Origin of the sequence: Actinophytocola sp., from assembly GCF_045807065.1 — a bacterium.
Taxonomy (GTDB): domain Bacteria; phylum Actinomycetota; class Actinomycetes; order Mycobacteriales; family Pseudonocardiaceae; genus Actinophytocola.
Genome location: NZ_JBJMIE010000366.1, coordinates 1 through 16,970 on the forward strand (window position 1 = coordinate 1; position 16,970 = coordinate 16,970).

The window sequence follows — 16,970 nt, forward strand, 5'->3', positions numbered from 1 at the left end:
CGCGTCGAACGAGATGCGTCCATCGACGCCGTCGACGATCGCGCGCGACGCGGTGAGTTCGACCAACCGCGTGCCCAGAGACGGATCACCCGTCGCCTCGAACACTTCGCCGTCCTCAGCTCGCAGGAGAAGCTGGTAGAGGTCGTGGGCGCCCGTGTCGAAGACGAGGTCGACCAACGCCACACGGAGCGAGCCGGCGACGTCGAGCGGTACGGTCTCGACCACGCACGCCGCCTGGACCTCTCGCGAGTGTGCGCCGTACCAGCGCTGCGCCTGCAAGTACGGGACGAGCGCGTCGTCGTCGACGACATCGGCGGTGCCGAGCCGAGCGTGATCCTCAGTCATCGATCTTCCTCAGCCGGAACCAATAGAAGCCGCGCCCCGGCAGGTGAGAAGGTACGGGAGCGTGCCGATGCGCGGGAAGCGCGTGCGGCCGAACATCTCCTCCGGTTCCATGCCCTCGAAGCGCGACAGGTCGAGCTCGACTGCCTGCGCCGAGCGCGCCATGTTGTGCACGCAGAGGACCACCTCTTCTTCGAAGGTCCGCAGGTGTGCGAAGACGTGGAGGTTCACGGGGCGCAGTGCCTCGTAGGTTCCGCAACCGAAGTCGGGGTGCTCCTGGCGCAACGCGATGAAGCGATGGATCCAGCGCAGCAGCGACGTCGGTGTACGGAGCTGGGCCTCGACGTTGACCGCCTGGTACCCGTACACCGGATCCATCAGCGGCGGGAGGTAGAGCCGGGCGAAGTCGGCCCGGGAGAACCCACCGTTGCGGTCACCGGTCCATTGCATCGGCGTCCGCACCCCGTCGCGGTCACCGAGGTAGATGTTGTCACCCATCCCGATCTCGTCGCCGTAGTACAGGATCGGACTGCCGGGGAAGCTGAACAGCAGCGCGTTCAGCAACTCGGCCACGCGCCTGTCGTTCTCGACCAGCGGCGCCAGCCGCCGGCCGATGCCGATGTTCCGCTTCATGCGCGGGTCCTTGGCGTACTCCGTGTACATGTAGTCGCGCTCTTCGTCGGTGACCATCTCGAGGGTCAGCTCGTCGTGGTTGCGCAGGAAGATGCCCCACTGCGTGCCGGACGGGATCTCCGGCGTCTGCTGCAGGATCTCGGAGATCGGGAAGCGCGACTCGCGGCGCACCGCCATGAAGATGCGCGGCATCAGCGGGAAGTGGAACGCCATGTGGCACTCGTCGCCGCCGACCGCCGGGTCGCCGAAGTACTCGACGACGTCCGAGGGCCACTGGTTGGCCTCGGCGAGCAGGATCCGCCCCGGGTACTCGTCGTCGACGACCTTGCGGCAGCGCTTGAGGAACTCGTGCGTGCGCGGCAGGTTCTCGCAGTTGGTGCCCTCCTGCTCGAACAGGTAGGGGACCGCGTCGAGCCGGAAACCGTCGATGCCCAGGTCCAGCCAGAAGCGGATGACGTCGATCATCGCCTCCTGGACGGCGGGGTTCTCGTAGTTGAGGTCCGGCTGGTGGGAGAAGAACCGGTGCCAGTAGAACTGGCCGCGCACCGGGTCGTAGGTCCAGTTCGACGTCTCGGTGTCGACGAAGATGATTCGCGCGTCCGAGTACCTCTCATCGGTGTCCGACCACACGTAGTAGTCACCGTAGGGTCCGTCGGGGTTGTGCCGCGACTCCTGGAACCACGGGTGGGCGTCGCTCGTGTGGTTGAGCACCAGGTCGGTGATCACCCGCAGGCCGCGTCGGTGCGCCTGGTCGAGCAGGTAGACGAAGTCCTCGACGGTGCCGAACTCCGGCAGCACCGCGCGGAAGTCGGAGATGTCGTAGCCGCCGTCACGCAGCGGCGAGGCGTAGAACGGCGGCAACCACAGGCAGTCGACGCCGAGCCACTGTAGATAGTCGAGCTTGTCGGCGAGGCCGCGCAGGTCGCCGGTGCCGTCGTTGGTGAAGTCGTTGAACGCCCGGACGAGCACCTCGTAGAAGACCGCGGTCTTGAACCAGTCCGGCTGTTTCGGCGCTGACCGCGCGTGCCGGAAGTCGTCGGCGTTCGGTTCGACGAGATGGCCGTCGGCCGTGACCGACGCTCCCGTATGTGGCACCCCATCGAGCCCCAGGGCGGCGTCCGGACGGACATCCGTCACTGCTTCCGGCTTATCGGTCATTCCGCAACCTTTACTTGTTCAGCAATCCGCCCAACAGCCTTTGTAGGGGGGAGTGGTGATCATGGTGCCAGGTTCACCACCGCCCCTCCATCCATCGTCACTGGTCTTTCCGCTTCACGCACAACGCAGGGCGCCGCCGGAGCCCCCGACGGCGCCCAGTGCGATCAGGTTCACGCGCGGTAGGTGGTCCACTGGCTCTGCATGCGAGCCTTCTGACCGGGGGTGAACTGGTTGTAGCAGCTGTCGTAGCTGTAGTCCATGTAGTTGTGGACCGGGTCGACGCCGGCGGCCGGGCAGGTGTCCTTGCTGGCCGGGCAGCCGCTGGTCTGCGTGCGCTCCGCCGGGGTGTCGGTGACCTGGTCGTTGCTGGCGCTGCATCCGCCCTGGAAGGTGTGGTACAGGCCGAGCCAGTGGCCGGACTCGTGCGTCGCGGTCTTGCCCAGGTTGAAGTTCGTGATCGGGCCGCCCGGCAGCGAGCCGTACTGGATCACGACGCCGTCGAGCTGCGGGTCGTCGGCGTACCACTCCGGGAACGTCGCGTAGCCGAGGTAGCTGGTGTTGGTGGACCAGATGTTCAGCGTCCGCTTGTCGCCCGTGTGGGTGGCGGTCTTCAGCGCGGCCTCACCCTGCGTGCTGTCCGGGTCGTTGAACCAGCTGTCGTTCTGCCAGTGCTTGATCGACTGGAGCGTGAACTGGAACTCGGTGTTCGCGGCCTGCGACGACTCGCCGCCCGCGTAGTCCTGGTTCATCTCGGCGATCTGCTGGTTGATCTGGCTGTCGGTCACGTTGCCGGTGCCGTCGGAGGCGGTGACGACGTGGAACACGACCGGGATCGTGACGACCGCCTGAGCGGTCACGTCCTGGCCCGCCGCGCGCCTGGCCGAGATCCGCGACTGGAAGTCCTTCTCCGCCGCCGCGACCTGCGCCGCCGACGGCTCGTTGCGCTCCTCGACGTGCGAACCCGGCTTGACCCTCGCGGCCGCGTCGGTGTCGCAGAGGACGCCCGAGACGTCGGAGTGAGTTGGCGCCGCGACCACCGACGCCGCCGGCAGGACGGCGAACGCGGACGCGGACAGGGCGAACGCCGCCACCGCGACAGCGCTTCTTCTCAAAGACATGCACGTACCTCTCAGCAGGGAGCGTGACACGTTCGTCACGCCATGCAACGGACCGTACGTGCTGAAGTCGTCGTCTGGACAGCCCCTGTTACCGAGACGCGATGGGTTGACAGTTGCCGTTCGTCAGCGGGTCACGGACAGGATGTGGGCCACTGCCTGCAGGGGGTCGAGGCGGACGTAGTTGGCCTGGCCCCACTCCCACGTCGCGCCGGTGACCTCGTCGTGGACGACGAAGCGGTCCTCCCAGCCGTGGCCCAGCTCCGGCAGGTCCAGCCAGACCGTGCCCTCCTGCGCGTGCTCCGGGTCCAGGCTCACGACGACGATGACCGTGTCGCCGGTGGCGGGGTCGGACTTCGAGTACGCCAGCAGGGCCTCGTTGTCCACGTGGTGGAAGTGCAGGGTGCGCAGCTGCTGCAGCGCGGGGTGCGCGGCCCGGATCGCGTTGAGGCGGGTGATCCACGGCTCCAGCGACCGCCCCTCGGCCAGCGCCTTGTCGAAGTCCCTCGGCCGCAGCTGGTACTTCTCCGAGTCCAGGTACTCCTCGGAGCCCTCCCGCACCGCCTGGTGCTCGTACAGCTCGTAGCCGGAGTACACGCCCCAGCTCGGCGAGTACGTCGCCGCCAGCGCGGCCCGGATCGCGAACATCGCCGGGCCGCCGAACTGCAGCGACGCGTGCAGGATGTCGGGGGTGTTCACGAACAGGTTCGGCCGGGCCTCGTCGGCGTGCGCCACGATCTCCTGGCCGAACTCGACCAGCTCGGCCTTGTACGTGCGCCAGGTGAAGTAGGTGTAGGACTGGGTGAAGCCGAGCTTCGCCAGCCCGTACAGCCGGGCCCGCCGGGTGAACGCCTCGGCCAGGAACAGCACGTCCGGCTCCAGCGCCTTCACCTGGTGGATCAGCCAGTGCCAGAAGTTCGGCGGCTTGGTGTGGGGGTTGTCCACGCGGAAGATCCGCACCCCGTGGCTCACCCACAGCATGACGACCCGCAGGACCTCCGCGTAGATGCCCTCGGGGTCGTTGTCGAAGTTCAGCGGGTAGATGTCCTGGTACTTCTTCGGCGGGTTCTCCGCGTAGGCGATCGACCCGTCCGGCCGCGTGGTGAACCACTCCGGGTGCGTCTTCACCCACGGGTGGTCCGGCGCGCACTGCAGCGCCAGGTCCAGCGCGACCTCCATGCCCAGCTCGTTGCAGCGCCCGACGAACCGGTCGAAGTCTTCGAACGTGCCCAGCTCGGGGTGGATGGCGTCGTGCCCGCCGTCCTCGGAGCCGATGGCCCACGTCGAGCCGACGTCCTCGGGCACCGAGATGACGCTGTTGTTCGGGCCCTTGCGGTTGACTCGCCCGATCGGGTGAATCGGGGGCAGGTACACCACGTCGAAGCCCATCCGCGCGATGCGGTCCAGCTCCTTGACCGCGGTGTCGAACGTGCCGTGCACCGCCTTGCCCGACTCGTCGACGCCGCCGGTCGAGCGGGGGAAGAACTCGTACCAGGACCCGTAGAGCGCCTTGGGCCGGTCCACCCACATCTGGTACTTCCGGCCGCGGGTGACCAGGTCCCGCAGCGGGTTCTGCCACATGTACCGCTGGATCGGCTCGTCGAGCGCCTCGGCGATGCGACGGGGTAACGGCCGGCTCGTGTCGCGCAGCGCGGCGGCCGCGGACACGAGTATCGCGCGCTCGCCGTTGTGCGGGAAGCGCCGGGCCGCCCGGTCCAGCAGCAGCGCCCCGCCCTCGAGGTCGTTGGCCAGCTCCTCGGCCGTCTGCGCGGCGGCGACCTTGACCTCGACCGCGTGCCGCCAGGTGGACCACGGGTCGCTCCACGCGTCGATGCGGTAGGTCCACATGCCCGTCGCGTCGGGCTCGATGAACGCGACCCACGAGTCGGCGAACTCGTCCTCGACGTCCATCCTGGTCTGGCGTTCGCTCTTGTCGTTCGGGCCGCGCCACACGACCGTGGCCCCCACGGCGTCGTGACCCTCCCGCCACACGGTGGCCCGGACGGGGATGTGCTCGCCCACCACCGCCTTCGAGGGGTAGCGGCCACAGCTGATCAGTGGGGAAACGTCGTCAATGCCAAGGCGACCGCTCACGCCGCCCCCTCGCCCACTCCGTGGCGCCGCAGTGCCTGATGGTTCGCTCCGCAGGCTCCGCTCACGGCTCCGCAGGCTCCGCTCACGGCTCCGCAGGCTCCGCTCCACCGGCGCCCTCCGTGGGCTCGGTGACGGCCCGAGTGCTGATGGTTCGCTCCGCAAGCTCCGCTCACCGGGCAAGCCCTCCCACGTGCGTCTCGAGTTGATACGTGAAGTGTGCCCCGTCGGCCGTGAAGCCACACGTCGGCCCCGCAGGTGAAGTCAGGTCGGCGGTGCCCGCTAGGGTCGATCGACGTGAAAGCTGTACGTCGCTTTACCGTGCGCGCCGGTCTACCCGAGCCACTGGCCGAGCTGGAGACGCTCGCGACCAACCTCAGGTGGACCTGGCACCCACACACGCAGGACCTGTTCGCCACTATCGACGCCGGCGTCTGGGAGCGCCTCGGCGACCCGCTGCGGCTGCTCGCGGAGGTGCCCGCGAGCAGACTGGAGGAGCTCGCCGGCGACGAGGGGTTCCGGGCCGGGTTGGCCGAGGCGTCCGAGGACCTGCGCCGCTACCTGTCCGAGCCGCGCTGGTACCAGCAGCGACGCGGAGAGCTGACGTCCGGTCGCATGGCTGAATCGATCGCGTACTTCTCGATGGAGTTCGGGGTCACCGAGGCGCTGCCGAACTACTCCGGCGGTCTCGGCGTGCTGGCCGGCGACCACCTGAAGGCCGCGTCGGACCTCGGCGTGCCGATCATCGCCGTGGGGCTGCTGTACCGATCCGGCTACTTCCGGCAGTCGCTCTCGCTGGACGGCTGGCAGATCGAGCACTACCCGGTGCTCGACCCGAACGCGCTGCCGCTGTCCCCGCTGGTCGAGCCCTCCGGCGCGCCGATCCTCGTGCACGTCGCCATGCCGGGCGGCCGGGTGCTGCGGGCGCGGATCTGGAAGGCGCAGGTCGGCCGCGTGCCGCTGCTGCTGCTCGACTCCGACGTGGACGGCAACGACGACGACCTGCGCGGCGTGACCGACCGGCTCTACGGCGGCGACCAGAACCACCGCATCCGGCAGGAGATCCTGGCCGGCATCGGCGGCGTGCGTGCCGTGCGCACGTACTGCGAGCTGACCGGGCACCCGCAGCCCGAGGTGTTCCACACCAACGAGGGCCACGCCGGGTTCCTGGGCCTGGAGCGGCTGCGCGAGCTGATGTCCGCGCACCAGCTGACCTTCGACGAGGCGCTGTCCGCGGTGCGCGCCGGCACGGTGTTCACCACCCACACCCCGGTCCCGGCGGGCATCGACCGGTTCCCGGTCGACCTCGTGCAGCACTACTTCGGCGACGGCGCGCTGCTGCCGGACGTCGAGCTGGGCCGGATCCTCGCCCTGGGTGCCGAGGACAACCCGGGCATGTTCAACATGGCCCACATGGGCCTGCGGCTCGCGCAGCGGGCGAACGGCGTGTCCCAGCTGCACGGCGAGGTCAGCCGCGAGATGTTCGGCGGCCTGTGGCCCGGGTTCGACGTGTCCGAGGTGCCGATCTCGTCGGTCACCAACGGCGTGCACGGACCGACGTGGACGGCGCGGGAGATGGCGTCGGTCGGCACCGAGCTGGACGACCACGGCCTGTGGAGCCTGCGGTGCGAGCTGCGCGGCCGGCTGGTGACCGAGGTCCGGCGCCGGGTGCGGGAGGCGTGGCTGCAGCGCGGGGCGTCCCCGCTGGAGCTGGCGTGGACCGACACCGTCTTCGACCCGGACGTGCTGACGGTCGGCTTCGCCCGGCGCGTGCCGACCTACAAGCGGCTGACGCTCATGCTGCGTGACCACGCGCGGCTGCGGGCGTTGCTGCTGGACCCGGACCGGCCGGTGCAGCTGGTGGTCGCCGGCAAGTCGCACCCCGCCGACGACGGCGGCAAGGCGCTGATCCAGCAGGTCGTGCGGTTCGCCGACGAGCACGACGTGCGGCACCGGATCGTGTTCCTGCCCGACTACGACATGTCCATGGCCCGGTACCTGTACTGGGGCTGCGACGTGTGGCTGAACAACCCGACCAGGCCGCTGGAGGCGTGCGGGACGTCCGGCATGAAGGCGGCGCTGAACGGTGGGCTCAACCTGTCCATCCGCGACGGTTGGTGGGACGAGTTCTACGACGGCTCCAACGGCTGGGCCATCCCGACGGCCGACGGCGTCTCGGACCCGCTGCGGCGCGACGACCTGGAGGCGGCGGCCCTGTACGAGCTGCTCGCCGCGCAGGTGGCGCCGCTGTTCTACGACCGGACCGACGGCGTCCCCCGCCAGTGGCTGGCGATGGTGCGGCACACGCTGTCCACGCTCGGGCCGCAGGTGCAGGCGTCGCGGATGGTCGAGGAGTACGTCGAGAAGCAGTACACCCCGGCCGCGACCGCGGTGGAGCTGGCCGACGCCGAGGGATACCGGATGGCCCGCGAGCTGGCGTCCTACCGGCAGCGGCTGTCCGGCGCGTGGCCGCACATCCGCGTGACGTCGTGCGACCTGTCGTTGAACGGCTCGGAGACGCCGGTCCTTGGCGAGCGGGTGTCGGTGCGCGCCGCCGTGGACCTGGCGGGCCTGTCCACCGCCGACGTGCAGGTCCAGGCGGTCATCGGCCGCGTCGCCGACAGCGACGAGCTGTACGACGTGGTCACGGTTCCGATGACCCCCGCCGAGGACGGCCAGTACACGGCCGAGGTGGCTCTGCCACACGCGGGTTCACTGGGCGTGACGGCCCGCGTCCTCCCGACCCACTCCCTGCTGGCGACCCCGGTGGAGCTGGGCCGGATAGTCGTGGCCTGACGAGCTCCCCGGAGTTCTGTGCGTCCCGGCGGATACCCGAGGCGGACCGTGGCTGGATACCGTCACGGCCCCCTCGGGTATCCGTTGCTCGGGTGCCCCCGAGGGCGGGTTGCCGGGGTGGATACGCGCGGGAGGGCGGACTGCCCTTTTGGCTGTCCCCTCGGCGGGTGGGTACCGGTCGGTTGGCGCGTAGCGTCTCGTGGTTGTGCGGGTCGTTCGCCTATTGCTGAAGCCCGGGTTCCTCGTGACCCTGGTGACCGTGGCCGCCGTCGTGGCGGTGACGCGGTCGGTGCCGGGTGCCCTGGGTGGGCTGGCCGGCGCGTTGGTGGGTGGGCTCGCGGCGGTGGCGGCGAGCCAGTTGGGCCTGCTGGCCAGCGTGGTGGTGGCCGGGGTGACGGTGCAGCGGCTGGTGGTGGGTGTGGGTCCGCGAGTGGCGGACTGGTCGACGCCGCACCGGATCGTGTCACTGCGGGCCCTGCCGATCATGCTGTCCGTGTCCGTACGGGCCACACGTTCACCCGTGCGGGTGAGAATCTGGGTGGCGGCCCTGTGCGCGCTCGGGTTCGAGGTGGCCCTGGCCGTGACCGCGATTCTGCTGCTCGCGACCGGCCCGTTCACCCGGGGCTTCGCGCTGGCGACGGTGGCGTCACTGGTGCTGTCACTCATCCCGAAGCGCACCGCGACCACCACGTCGACGGGCTGGCTGCTGTTCAGCCTCCCGAGGGCCGGCAACGACATCGCGAGGCAGATGGAAGCCGCCCCGATGATCGGCAACGCGGTGGCGGCCGCCCAGGCCGGTGACCTGGTCACGGCCGAACGCCTGGCCGCCCACCTGCGGGAGACCTACCCGGACCTGCGCCCGGCCCTCGCCGCGCGGATCTCGGTGCTGGAGGCGCAGGGCCGCTACGCGGAGGCCATGATCCTGGCCGTGAAACTGACCTCGGACTCGACCTCCGACCCCCAACAGGCGGCGAGCTCGTTCGCGGCCCTGGCGGGCCTGGCCTGCGCCACCGTCGAGGCCGGTCAACTGGACCCGGAGCTGGGCCTGTCCACCGCAAGCCAGGCGATCGAGAACGCGGCGACCCTGGGCTACCCGAACCACAAGCTCAACGGCGCCCGAGCCATGGTCGAGCTCCTCCGCGGCAACCTCAAAGACGCCATCGCCCTGGCCCGATTAGCCGCCGGCGCCGGCGACGACCTCCTGGCCAGAGCCGACGACCTGGCCACCCTGGCCAAAGCCCACATGGCCGCCGGCGACAACCGCACCGCCCGAGAGGTGATCGGCGAGGCCGAGAAGCTGGCGAAGTGGTGGCCCCGGGTGGCGAACACCCGCATCCGCCTGGAAGTGGCTGGCTGACGGCGCGTGTCCAACGCTCCGGACCGGTGAGTTCAACCAAAACCGCCGCGACCCGTGGCACGTTCTGTTGGACTCACGCGTCCGGACTGTTGGACACGCGGGTCGGTCAGGTGATGGGTGGGGTGCCGCCGGGTTGGGTTGGGAGGCCGGCTTCGCGATAGGCGCGGAAGCCGCCTACCAGGTCGGTTGCCTTCGGCAGGCCGACGTTCTGCAGGTCGCGGGCGGCGAGGCTGGACGCGTAGCCCTCGTTGCAGAAGACCACCACGGTCGTGTCGGTGGTGAAGCCCGGTAGGCGGTGTTCACCGGACGGGTCCAGGCGCCACTCCAGCACGATCCGCTCGACCGGCACGGCTCCCGGGATCTCACCCTCGGCCACCCTGTTGTGCATCGGCCGGATGTCGACCAGCAGGTGGTCGGGCGGCAACTCGACCAGCTCGTCGGGGGACACCCGGGACAGCCGACTCCGGGCCCGCGCCAGCACGTCGTCCACGAGACTCACGGTTCCACCGGCTCCTTCGCCAACTCCGCCAACGACCGCCGGGGTGGCAGGGGCGGGATCGACGCCGGGATGTCCCACAGCGACGCGTACTCGCGTGTGGGCACCAGCGGCGGCGAGTACGCGTGCACGGTCGCGGCCTTGTCCGGGAAAGTGTTCCACACCTGGTGCGCCCGCCCGGCCCCGAACCCGATCGACGACCCCAACGAGTGAGTCCGCTGGAGAATGTCCCCGCCCGGGTACCGGTACGTCTCCGACAGCGACCCCAGCACGACCGAGAACGCGCCGGACGCGCCGCCGTGGTCGTGTGGCTCCGTGTGCTGGCCGGGCAGCCACGACAGCAGCCACACCTCGACCTCCTCGGTCAGCGCGAGCCGCGACCACCAGCGCAGCGGGCTGGCGAACCGGACCTGGGCCAGCAACTCGTCACGGTGCTGGACACCGATCGTGGTCACCAGGTCGCGCAGCTCCGTGGGACTCCACAGTGGACCGCGCGGGCGGACGAGGGCAGACAGGGACGACGGGGCCAGTACGGCGGTCATGGGACGTGCTCCACGGGTCGACGGGGGAAGGAACGAGAACTCACCCGCCGGTACAGCCGCACGAGGCGACCAGCAACAGGTCGACCGTGCGGTCACGCCAACTCATCAGCGACCGGAACACACAAGTGATGTTGGCATGCCCAACACGCCCCGGCCAGTCGTCTCACGCTGTGGTACGTGGCGTGCGCAGCACCAGCAGCGTTCGAGCGGCGACTGTCAACGACTTCCCGGCCTCGACCGGCCTGATGTCCAGGGGCTCGCCGCGTGGTGTCCCACTGTCCAGGACGGGCACGAAGACCTCGCCGAACCCGATGCCCGGCAGCGTGAACTCGATCGGCTCCGCGCCGGCGTGCAGCAGCACCAACCAGTTGTCGTCCGGGATCAGCTCGCCGGAGCGGTCGCGGGACAGGCTGGTCGAGCCGTCGATCCACATGCCGAGCGTGCGGCGCTTCTCGTCGAACCAGTCGTCGTCGTTCATCGGTTCGCCGCGGGGGGAGAACCACACGAGGTCCGGCTTGCCGGAGTGGGTCGGGCGGCCGTCGAAGAAGTGCGGCTGGCGCAACGCGGGCGAGTCGGCCCGCAACGCGATCACCTTGCGGGTGAAGGAGAGCAGGTCCTCGGCCTGCGGCAGTGGCTCCCACGACACCCACGAGACCTCGTTGTCCAGGCAGTACGGATTGTTGTTGCCGCCCTGCGTGCGCCACCGCTCGTCGCCCGCGGTGAGCATCGGCGTGCCGGTCGACAGCAGCAGCGTGGCGAGCAGGTTGCGTGCCTGCCGGTCCCGCAGCGCCAGGACGTCCGGGTCGGCCGTCTCACCCTCGACGCCGCAGTTCCACGACCGGTTGAAGTCCGCGCCGTCCCGGCCGCCCTCGCCGTTCTCCTCGTTGTGCTTGTTGTTGTAGGACACCAGGTCCCGCAGCGTGAACCCGTCGTGCGCGGTGACGAAGTTGATCGACGCCCACGGCCGGCGGGTGTTCGCGGCGTACAGGTCCTCGGAGCCGGACAGCCGGTACGCGAGGTCCCGGACGTTCACCGCGCCGCGCCAGAAGTCCCGCACCCCGTCCCGGAAGCGGTCGTTCCACTCCGTCCACTGTGGAGCGAAGCCGCCGACCCGGTAGCCGTCCGCGGTGGCGTCCCACGGCTCCGCGATCAGCTTGCACCGCGCCAGTCCCGGGTCGACCGAGATCGCCGTCATCAGCGCGGAGTCCGGGTCGAACCAGCCGCCGCGTGGCCGGCCCAGGGCGCTCGCGAGGTCGAACCGGAACCCGTCGACACCCAGCTCGTTCGCGAAGTACCGCAGGGAGTCCGTGACCAGCCGCACGACCGGCAGCGAGCCGGGGTTCAGCGTGTTGCCGCAGCCGGTGAGGTCCACCGTGGAGCCGTTGCGGTCGTGCAGGTAGTAGGCCGGCGCGTCGAAACCCCGCAGCGACAACGTGGGCCCGTCCACCGCGCCCTCGCAGGTGTGGTTGAACACCACGTCGAGGATCACCTCGATGCCCGCGGCGTGCAGTGCCGCGACCATCGTGCGGAACTCGGCGACCTCCTGCCCCGGCTCGCTCGCGTACGCCTCGTGCGGGGCGTGGAAGCCGAGCGTGGAGTAGCCCCAGTAGTTGCGCATGCCGCGCCTGCGCAGCGACGGCTCGTCCGCGATCGCGTGTACCGGCAGCAGCTCGACCGCGGTCACGCCGAGCCGCACCAGGTAGTCGAGCACGGCCGGGTGCGTGAGGCCGAGGTAGGTGCCGCGCTGGTGCGGGGGCACGTCCGGGTGCAGCTTGGTGAAGCCCTTCACGTGCAGCTCGTAGATCACCGTCTCCTCGAACGGCGTCTCGGGTTTGATACCGGTGTCGACACCGCCCGGTGACGTGACGACCGACAGCGGGACGTGCCCGAGCGAGTCGACCGTCGACCGCCGGCCGGACATCGGGTCACCCTCGTAACCGAGCGTGGCCTTGAGGTCGCCGACCGTGCCGGAGATCCGCCGCGCGTACGGGTCGATCAGCAGCTTGTGCGGGTTGCAGCGCAGGCCGCGGTCCGGCTCGTACGGCCCGTGCACGCGGTAGCCGTACCGCTGGCCGGGGGTGACCGCCGGGACGAGCCCGTGCCAGATGCCGAACGTGTGCTCGGTGAGCTCGACGCGCCGCTCGCTGCCGTCCTCGCCGATCAGGCACAGTTCCACGGCCTCCGCCACGGACGACGCGACCGCGAACCGCACGCCGCCGGCCTCGGGGTGCGCGCCCAACGGGAACGGATGGCCGGGCAGCACGTCGACGTCGGGCATTCCTCCATCTTGCCTGGCGGCACCCCAGATGATCAGAGCCGATAGGTGTGATTCTCGAAGGACTCCTCGTCCGCGGGCGCCGGCTCGGCCCGGACGGACCGCACGACCTGGCAGAACAGCAGCTGGTGGGTGTCCCAGCCGTGCGCGGACCCGCAGGCGAGGGTGAGCAGCAGCTGGACCTCCGCCGGGATGAACGCCTGGAGCTGCAGCGCGAGCGGGCGCCCGGCGCGGGCCTGCTCGACGCCGGGTACCCGCTGCGCGATGACCGCCGGACCGAGGTCGGTGTCGACGACCAGCGTCTCCCGGACGTCCGGGCCGCCCACGTTCTCGACCGAGTCCCGCAGCGCCTCGGCCTCCCACCGGGAGCCGGTCAACGGGACACCCGTGAGCACGGCGGGGGCGGCGTCCGGCGGAGCCACCACCGCGAGCAGGAGCGCGCCCGCCCGCAGCGCCGTGTCCACCGCCTCGGTGGCCGCGGCCTCCAGGTCGGCGTAGGCGCCGGTGCCGCCACGCAGCTGGTCGGCCAGGGCGGCGTACTCGCGCACGGCCAGGTCGGGGTCTTCCAGGGGCAGGCGCCACACCGTGTCGGGGAGGTCGATGATCACTTCAGGGCGTCCTTGGCCATGGCTTCCAGCATCTTGTCCAGCTGTTTCGGCGTGGGGTTGATGCCCTGCTGCAGGAGCTTCAGCTCGGCCTTCTGCTCGGGGGTCAGCTCGACGCCCGCCTTGTCCGCGATCGCCGTGCCCTTGTCGACCAGGTTCGCGTAGGCCTCCCGCTGCTTGGCCTCCAGACCCAGGCGCTGCAGCTCCGCCTTGCGGTCGGCCAGGTTCCGCGGGAGGTCGACGCCCTCGCGCTTGGCCACCTCGCGGCCGGCCGCCGTCAGGTCGCGCGAGACCTTGCCCGACAGGCCGTGGTCGCGGATCTTGCGCACGCCCGTGACCACGCCGGGCACGCCGCCGCCGGTCGCCGCGGCCGTGATGTCCTTGCGAGCCGCGCGCACCGCCGCCTTCGACCCCCGCTTCAGCGCCACCCGGCCGCCGGAGCGGACCGCGGCGGCCGCCGTGCCGCCGCCGGGGACGACGGTCGTGCCCAGGCCGAGGACCACCGACGCCCAGCCGGGGGCGTTGCGGGACCCGGCCAGCTGCTGGCCCAGGGCGGCCAGCGAGCCCACCGCGCCGGTTCCCGTGGACGCGACCTCCAGGGCCGCGGCCGGCACCACGCCAACACCGGTCGCGGCGAGGCCGGCCGCGAGGGTGCCCGTGGCGAGCGACACGCCGTCGGCACTCACCGCGATCCCGTCGAGGGCCTGGACGTACCAGGCGTCGTTCTCCGGTTCGAAGGGGTCGCCGTCGCTGCCGCCGCGGATGACGTCGGCGGTGGCGTTGGCCTGGCGCAGGTGGCGGGCCTCGAGCCGCCGCGCGTCGTCGATGACCCGGCTCAGCTGGGTGCTCACCGCGGTCGACTCCGGGGTGCACGTGTCGAACGTGCCCAGCTTGGCCTTCAGCTTCCGCGCCGCCGCCTCCAGGACGTCGGCCCGCGCCTGGTTGGCCACCAGCGTGCCGTACCAGCTGGACAGGGCCTTCGCGACGGCGTTGATCGCCTCGCCGCCCTTGCCGAGGCCCTGGGGCAGGTCGTCGCCGTGGTCGGAGAACTCCTCGGCCGCGCTGCCGCCCCACTCGGCGTCGTCGGTGATCTTCACGGCCTCCTCCAGGCGGGGGAGGGTCGCGCCGACCAGCTCGCCGGCCGTGGCCAGCTGGAGCATGAGCGTCTGCACGGCGCCGGCCTCGCCGCGCGCGGGATCGAACCCGAGGGCGGGGAAGGCGCGCGTCATGGCCGCGCGTCCCGTAGCGTCTCGAACACCGCGTCGCGGACGGTGCCCTCGGCGAGCGCGCGCATGCGGTCGTACCCGCCCTGCTCGACCACCTCGTAGTTGGCGACCGCGCCCCGCACGTTGTCGGCGATCTTCTCGATCTTGCCGCGCATGTCGTCGAGGTTGTCGCGCCACTCGCCGGCCACGTCGGCGACGGCGGCGGAGATCTCCCCGGGCCCGAGGTCGCCGCCGGCCAGGTCGAGCGCGCCGACGACGGCGCCCACCTGGTCGGCGACGGCGTTCAGCTCGCCGACCCGGATGGCGAGGCTGGCGGTGTTGACGGTGTAGCCGGTCATGACGGCGAGTCTCGCGGCGGAGTTCACGCGCGACCACCGGGGCTGCGCACGGAGGCAAACCGAGAGCACGGCTGCGCAAAGCCTGCTGTTGAATAGGGCACCGTGACGGGATCCGAGCTTGACGACCTTGTTGTGCACATGTCGGGCGTTGGTGTCCGCCGCGGGAAGAACCACCTGCTGGCGGACGTGAACTGGAGCGTCGAGCTGGACGAGCGCTGGGTGATCCTCGGCGCCAACGGGGCCGGCAAGACGACGCTGCTCCGGCTCGCGGCCGCCGAGCTGCACCCCACCACGGGCGAGGTGCACGTCCTCGGCGAGAAGCTCGGCCGGGTGGACGTGTTCGAGCTGCGGCCCCGCATCGGCTTCTGCTCGGCCGCCGTGATCGCCCGCGTGCCGCCGCAGGAGAAGGTGCTCGACGTGGTGGTGAGCGCCGGCTACGCGGTGCTCGGCCGCTGGCGCGAGGCCTACGACCGGCTGGACACCGGCCGCGCGCTCGACCTGTGCGCGGGCCTCGGCATCGGCGACCTCACCGAGCGCGAGTTCGGCACCCTGTCCGAGGGCGAGCGGAAGCGGACGATCATCGCCCGCGCGCTGATGACCGACCCGGAGATGCTGCTGCTCGACGAGCCGGCCGCCGGCCTGGACCTGGGTGGCCGCGAGGACCTGGTCGCCCGGCTGTCCGAGCTGGCCCGCGACCCGGACGCGCCCGCGTCGATCCTGGTCACCCACCACGTCGAGGAGATTCCGCCCGGCTTCACGCACCTGCTTCTGATCGCCGACGGCGGGATCGTCGCGCAGGGGCTGATCGACGACGTTCTCACCAGCGAGAACCTGTCCAAGACGTTCGGCCAGGAACTCGAGCTGGACCGCATCGGCGACCGCTACTTCGCGCGTCGCCGCGACTAGTCCGCCTCCCCGGAATGTGATGTGTGGGTCGCGTCCCGGCGTCGGTGCGGGTGCCGAGGTGGATTGTGGCTGGGTGCCGTCACGTTCCCCCGAGGTCGCTGTTGATCGGGCATGGACTTCGCACAAAGATCCAGGACAGGCCCTAGACTTCATGGCTACTGAACAGTAGGAGGGGCAGCCCGTGGGTGAGTTCGTCAGGTTAGAGGTCGACAGCGGCGTCGGCACCATCCGGCTGGACCGGCCGCCGATGAACGCGCTCAACCGGCAGGTGCAGGAGGAGATCCGCGCCGCGGCGCAGGAGGCGTCCCGGCGCGAGGACGTCCGCGCGGTGATCGTCCACGGCGGCGAGAAGGTGTTCGCGGCCGGCGCGGACATCAAGGAGATGGCCGACATGTCCTACACGGACATGGCCGCCCGCGCCCTGGAGCTGTCGTCCTCGTTCTCGGCCGTCGCCGCGATCCCGAAGCCGACCGTCGCGGCCGTCACCGGCTACGCGCTGGGCGGCGGCCTGGAGCTGGCCCTGTGCTGCGACCGGCGGATCGCCGGCGACAACGCGAAGGTCGGCCAACCGGAGATCCTGCTCGGCATCATCCCCGGCGCCGGCGGCACGCAGCGGCTCGCGCGGCTCGTCGGCCCCAGCAAGGCGAAGGACATCGTCTACACGGGTCGCTTCATCGACGCGGGCGAGGCTCTCCACATGGGTCTGGTCGACGAGGTCGTCGCGCCGGACGGGGTGTACGAGGCGGCCAGGAGCTGGGCGTCCCGGTTCACGAACGGGCCCGCGGTCGCGCTCGCCGCGGCCAAGGCGGCCATCGACGGCGGGCTCGACGGCGACCTGAACAGCGGGCTGCGGCTGGAGAGCCAGCTGTTCGCGGCGTTGTTCGCCACCGAGGACCAGAAGACGGGCATGCGGTCGTTCATCGAGAACGGGCCGGGAAAGGCGACCTTCAGTGGTAAGTGATCGGGCAAGTGATCCGGCACCGAACCCGCACGCGAGCGTCGAGGAGGTCGAGGCGGCGCGTTCCGACCCGAAGCTCGCGAACGTGCTGTACCACGACTGGGAGGCCGACACCTACGACGAGAAGTGGTC

Annotated in this window: 13 protein-coding genes and 2 pseudogenes; 5 read left to right on the forward strand and 10 right to left on the reverse strand. The window is 70.7% G+C overall.

What is annotated here, in order from left to right; all coding sequences use genetic code 11:
* The 4 genes and pseudogenes from ACJ73U_RS21245 to ACJ73U_RS21260 all read right to left on the reverse strand — a co-directional run.
* Positions 1–345 (reverse strand): maltokinase N-terminal cap-like domain-containing protein (locus ACJ73U_RS21245; protein WP_407779417.1); only part of this gene is annotated, 345 nt, incomplete at its 3' end.
* Positions 338–2,133: pseudogene (treS, locus tag ACJ73U_RS21250) on the reverse strand (maltose alpha-D-glucosyltransferase). The pseudogene treS and the gene ACJ73U_RS21245, both read right to left, overlap by 8 nt.
* Before the next feature lie 170 nt (positions 2,134–2,303).
* Positions 2,304–3,251, reverse strand: coding sequence for a zinc metalloprotease (locus ACJ73U_RS21255; RefSeq protein WP_407779418.1), 948 nt, complete (start codon positions 3,249–3,251; stop codon positions 2,304–2,306).
* 123 nt (positions 3,252–3,374) lie between these two features.
* Positions 3,375–5,342 carry an alpha-1,4-glucan--maltose-1-phosphate maltosyltransferase gene (locus ACJ73U_RS21260; RefSeq protein ID WP_407779419.1) on the reverse strand — a complete coding sequence of 656 codons (1,968 nt, stop codon included), beginning with the start codon at positions 5,340–5,342 and terminating at the stop codon, positions 3,375–3,377.
* A gap of 294 nt (positions 5,343–5,636) precedes the next feature.
* Here ACJ73U_RS21260 and glgP point away from each other — a divergent pair, with 294 nt between their 5' ends.
* Positions 5,637–8,135 (forward strand): alpha-glucan family phosphorylase, encoded by a 2,499-nt coding sequence (glgP, locus tag ACJ73U_RS21265; RefSeq protein ID WP_407779420.1) that lies wholly within the window; start codon positions 5,637–5,639, stop codon positions 8,133–8,135.
* A gap of 205 nt (positions 8,136–8,340) precedes the next feature.
* Positions 8,341–9,492 (forward strand): tetratricopeptide repeat protein, encoded by a 1,152-nt coding sequence (locus tag ACJ73U_RS21270; RefSeq protein WP_407779421.1) that lies wholly within the window; start codon positions 8,341–8,343, stop codon positions 9,490–9,492.
* 106 nt (positions 9,493–9,598) lie between these two features.
* On the opposite strand, the gene ACJ73U_RS21275 is transcribed toward ACJ73U_RS21270, so the two are convergent.
* The 6 genes from ACJ73U_RS21275 to ACJ73U_RS21300 all read right to left on the reverse strand — a co-directional run bounded on the left by ACJ73U_RS21275 (position 9,599) and on the right by ACJ73U_RS21300 (position 14,974).
* On the reverse strand, positions 9,599–9,991 hold the full coding sequence (locus ACJ73U_RS21275) for a rhodanese-like domain-containing protein (RefSeq protein ID WP_407779422.1): 393 nt from the start codon (positions 9,989–9,991) through the stop codon (positions 9,599–9,601).
* Positions 9,988–10,530: a cysteine dioxygenase gene (locus ACJ73U_RS21280; protein WP_407779423.1), complete on the reverse strand. Its 543-nt coding sequence runs from the start codon at positions 10,528–10,530 to the stop codon at positions 9,988–9,990. Before ACJ73U_RS21280 ends, ACJ73U_RS21275 begins: the two co-directional genes overlap by 4 nt.
* Before the next feature lie 163 nt (positions 10,531–10,693).
* Positions 10,694–12,808 carry a glycogen debranching protein GlgX gene (gene glgX / locus ACJ73U_RS21285; protein ID WP_407779424.1) on the reverse strand — a complete coding sequence of 705 codons (2,115 nt, stop codon included), beginning with the start codon at positions 12,806–12,808 and terminating at the stop codon, positions 10,694–10,696.
* Positions 12,809–12,840: 32 nt separating this feature from the next.
* Positions 12,841–13,413 carry a hypothetical protein gene (locus ACJ73U_RS21290; RefSeq protein WP_407779425.1) on the reverse strand — a complete coding sequence of 191 codons (573 nt, stop codon included), beginning with the start codon at positions 13,411–13,413 and terminating at the stop codon, positions 12,841–12,843.
* On the reverse strand, positions 13,410–14,639 hold the full coding sequence (locus tag ACJ73U_RS21295) for a hypothetical protein (protein WP_407779426.1): 1,230 nt from the start codon (positions 14,637–14,639) through the stop codon (positions 13,410–13,412). Before ACJ73U_RS21295 ends, ACJ73U_RS21290 begins: the two co-directional genes overlap by 4 nt.
* Positions 14,636–14,974: a WXG100 family type VII secretion target gene (locus ACJ73U_RS21300; RefSeq protein WP_407779427.1), complete on the reverse strand. Its 339-nt coding sequence runs from the start codon at positions 14,972–14,974 to the stop codon at positions 14,636–14,638. Before ACJ73U_RS21300 ends, ACJ73U_RS21295 begins: the two co-directional genes overlap by 4 nt.
* A 138-nt stretch (positions 14,975–15,112) precedes the next feature.
* Between ACJ73U_RS21300 and ACJ73U_RS21305 the strand changes: the two genes are divergently transcribed.
* From ACJ73U_RS21305 to ACJ73U_RS21315, 3 genes and pseudogenes are all read left to right on the forward strand, one after another.
* Positions 15,113–15,880 carry an ABC transporter ATP-binding protein gene (locus tag ACJ73U_RS21305; protein WP_407779428.1) on the forward strand — a complete coding sequence of 256 codons (768 nt, stop codon included), beginning with the start codon at positions 15,113–15,115 and terminating at the stop codon, positions 15,878–15,880.
* 181 nt (positions 15,881–16,061) lie between these two features.
* Positions 16,062–16,841 carry an enoyl-CoA hydratase/isomerase family protein gene (locus ACJ73U_RS21310; RefSeq protein WP_407779429.1) on the forward strand — a complete coding sequence of 260 codons (780 nt, stop codon included), beginning with the start codon at positions 16,062–16,064 and terminating at the stop codon, positions 16,839–16,841.
* Positions 16,831–16,970, forward strand: a pseudogene (locus ACJ73U_RS21315) (SAM-dependent methyltransferase); the annotation flags it as partial. The gene ACJ73U_RS21310 and the pseudogene ACJ73U_RS21315, both read left to right, overlap by 11 nt.

Excerpts from the sequence above, each read along its gene's own strand:
- ACJ73U_RS21255 (WP_407779418.1), bottom strand. The coding sequence starts at position 3,251 with ATGTCTTTGAGAAGAAGCGCTGTCGCGGTGGCGGCGTTCGCCCTGTCC.
- ACJ73U_RS21280 (WP_407779423.1), bottom strand. The coding sequence starts at position 10,530 with ATGACCGCCGTACTGGCCCCGTCGTCCCTGTCTGCCCTCGTCCGCCCG.
- glgX (WP_407779424.1), bottom strand. The coding sequence starts at position 12,808 with ATGCCCGACGTCGACGTGCTGCCCGGCCATCCGTTCCCGTTGGGCGCG.
- ACJ73U_RS21295 (WP_407779426.1), bottom strand. The coding sequence starts at position 14,639 with ATGACGCGCGCCTTCCCCGCCCTCGGGTTCGATCCCGCGCGCGGCGAG.
- ACJ73U_RS21300 (WP_407779427.1), bottom strand. The coding sequence starts at position 14,974 with ATGACCGGCTACACCGTCAACACCGCCAGCCTCGCCATCCGGGTCGGC.
- ACJ73U_RS21305 (WP_407779428.1), top strand. The coding sequence starts at position 15,113 with ATGTCGGGCGTTGGTGTCCGCCGCGGGAAGAACCACCTGCTGGCGGAC.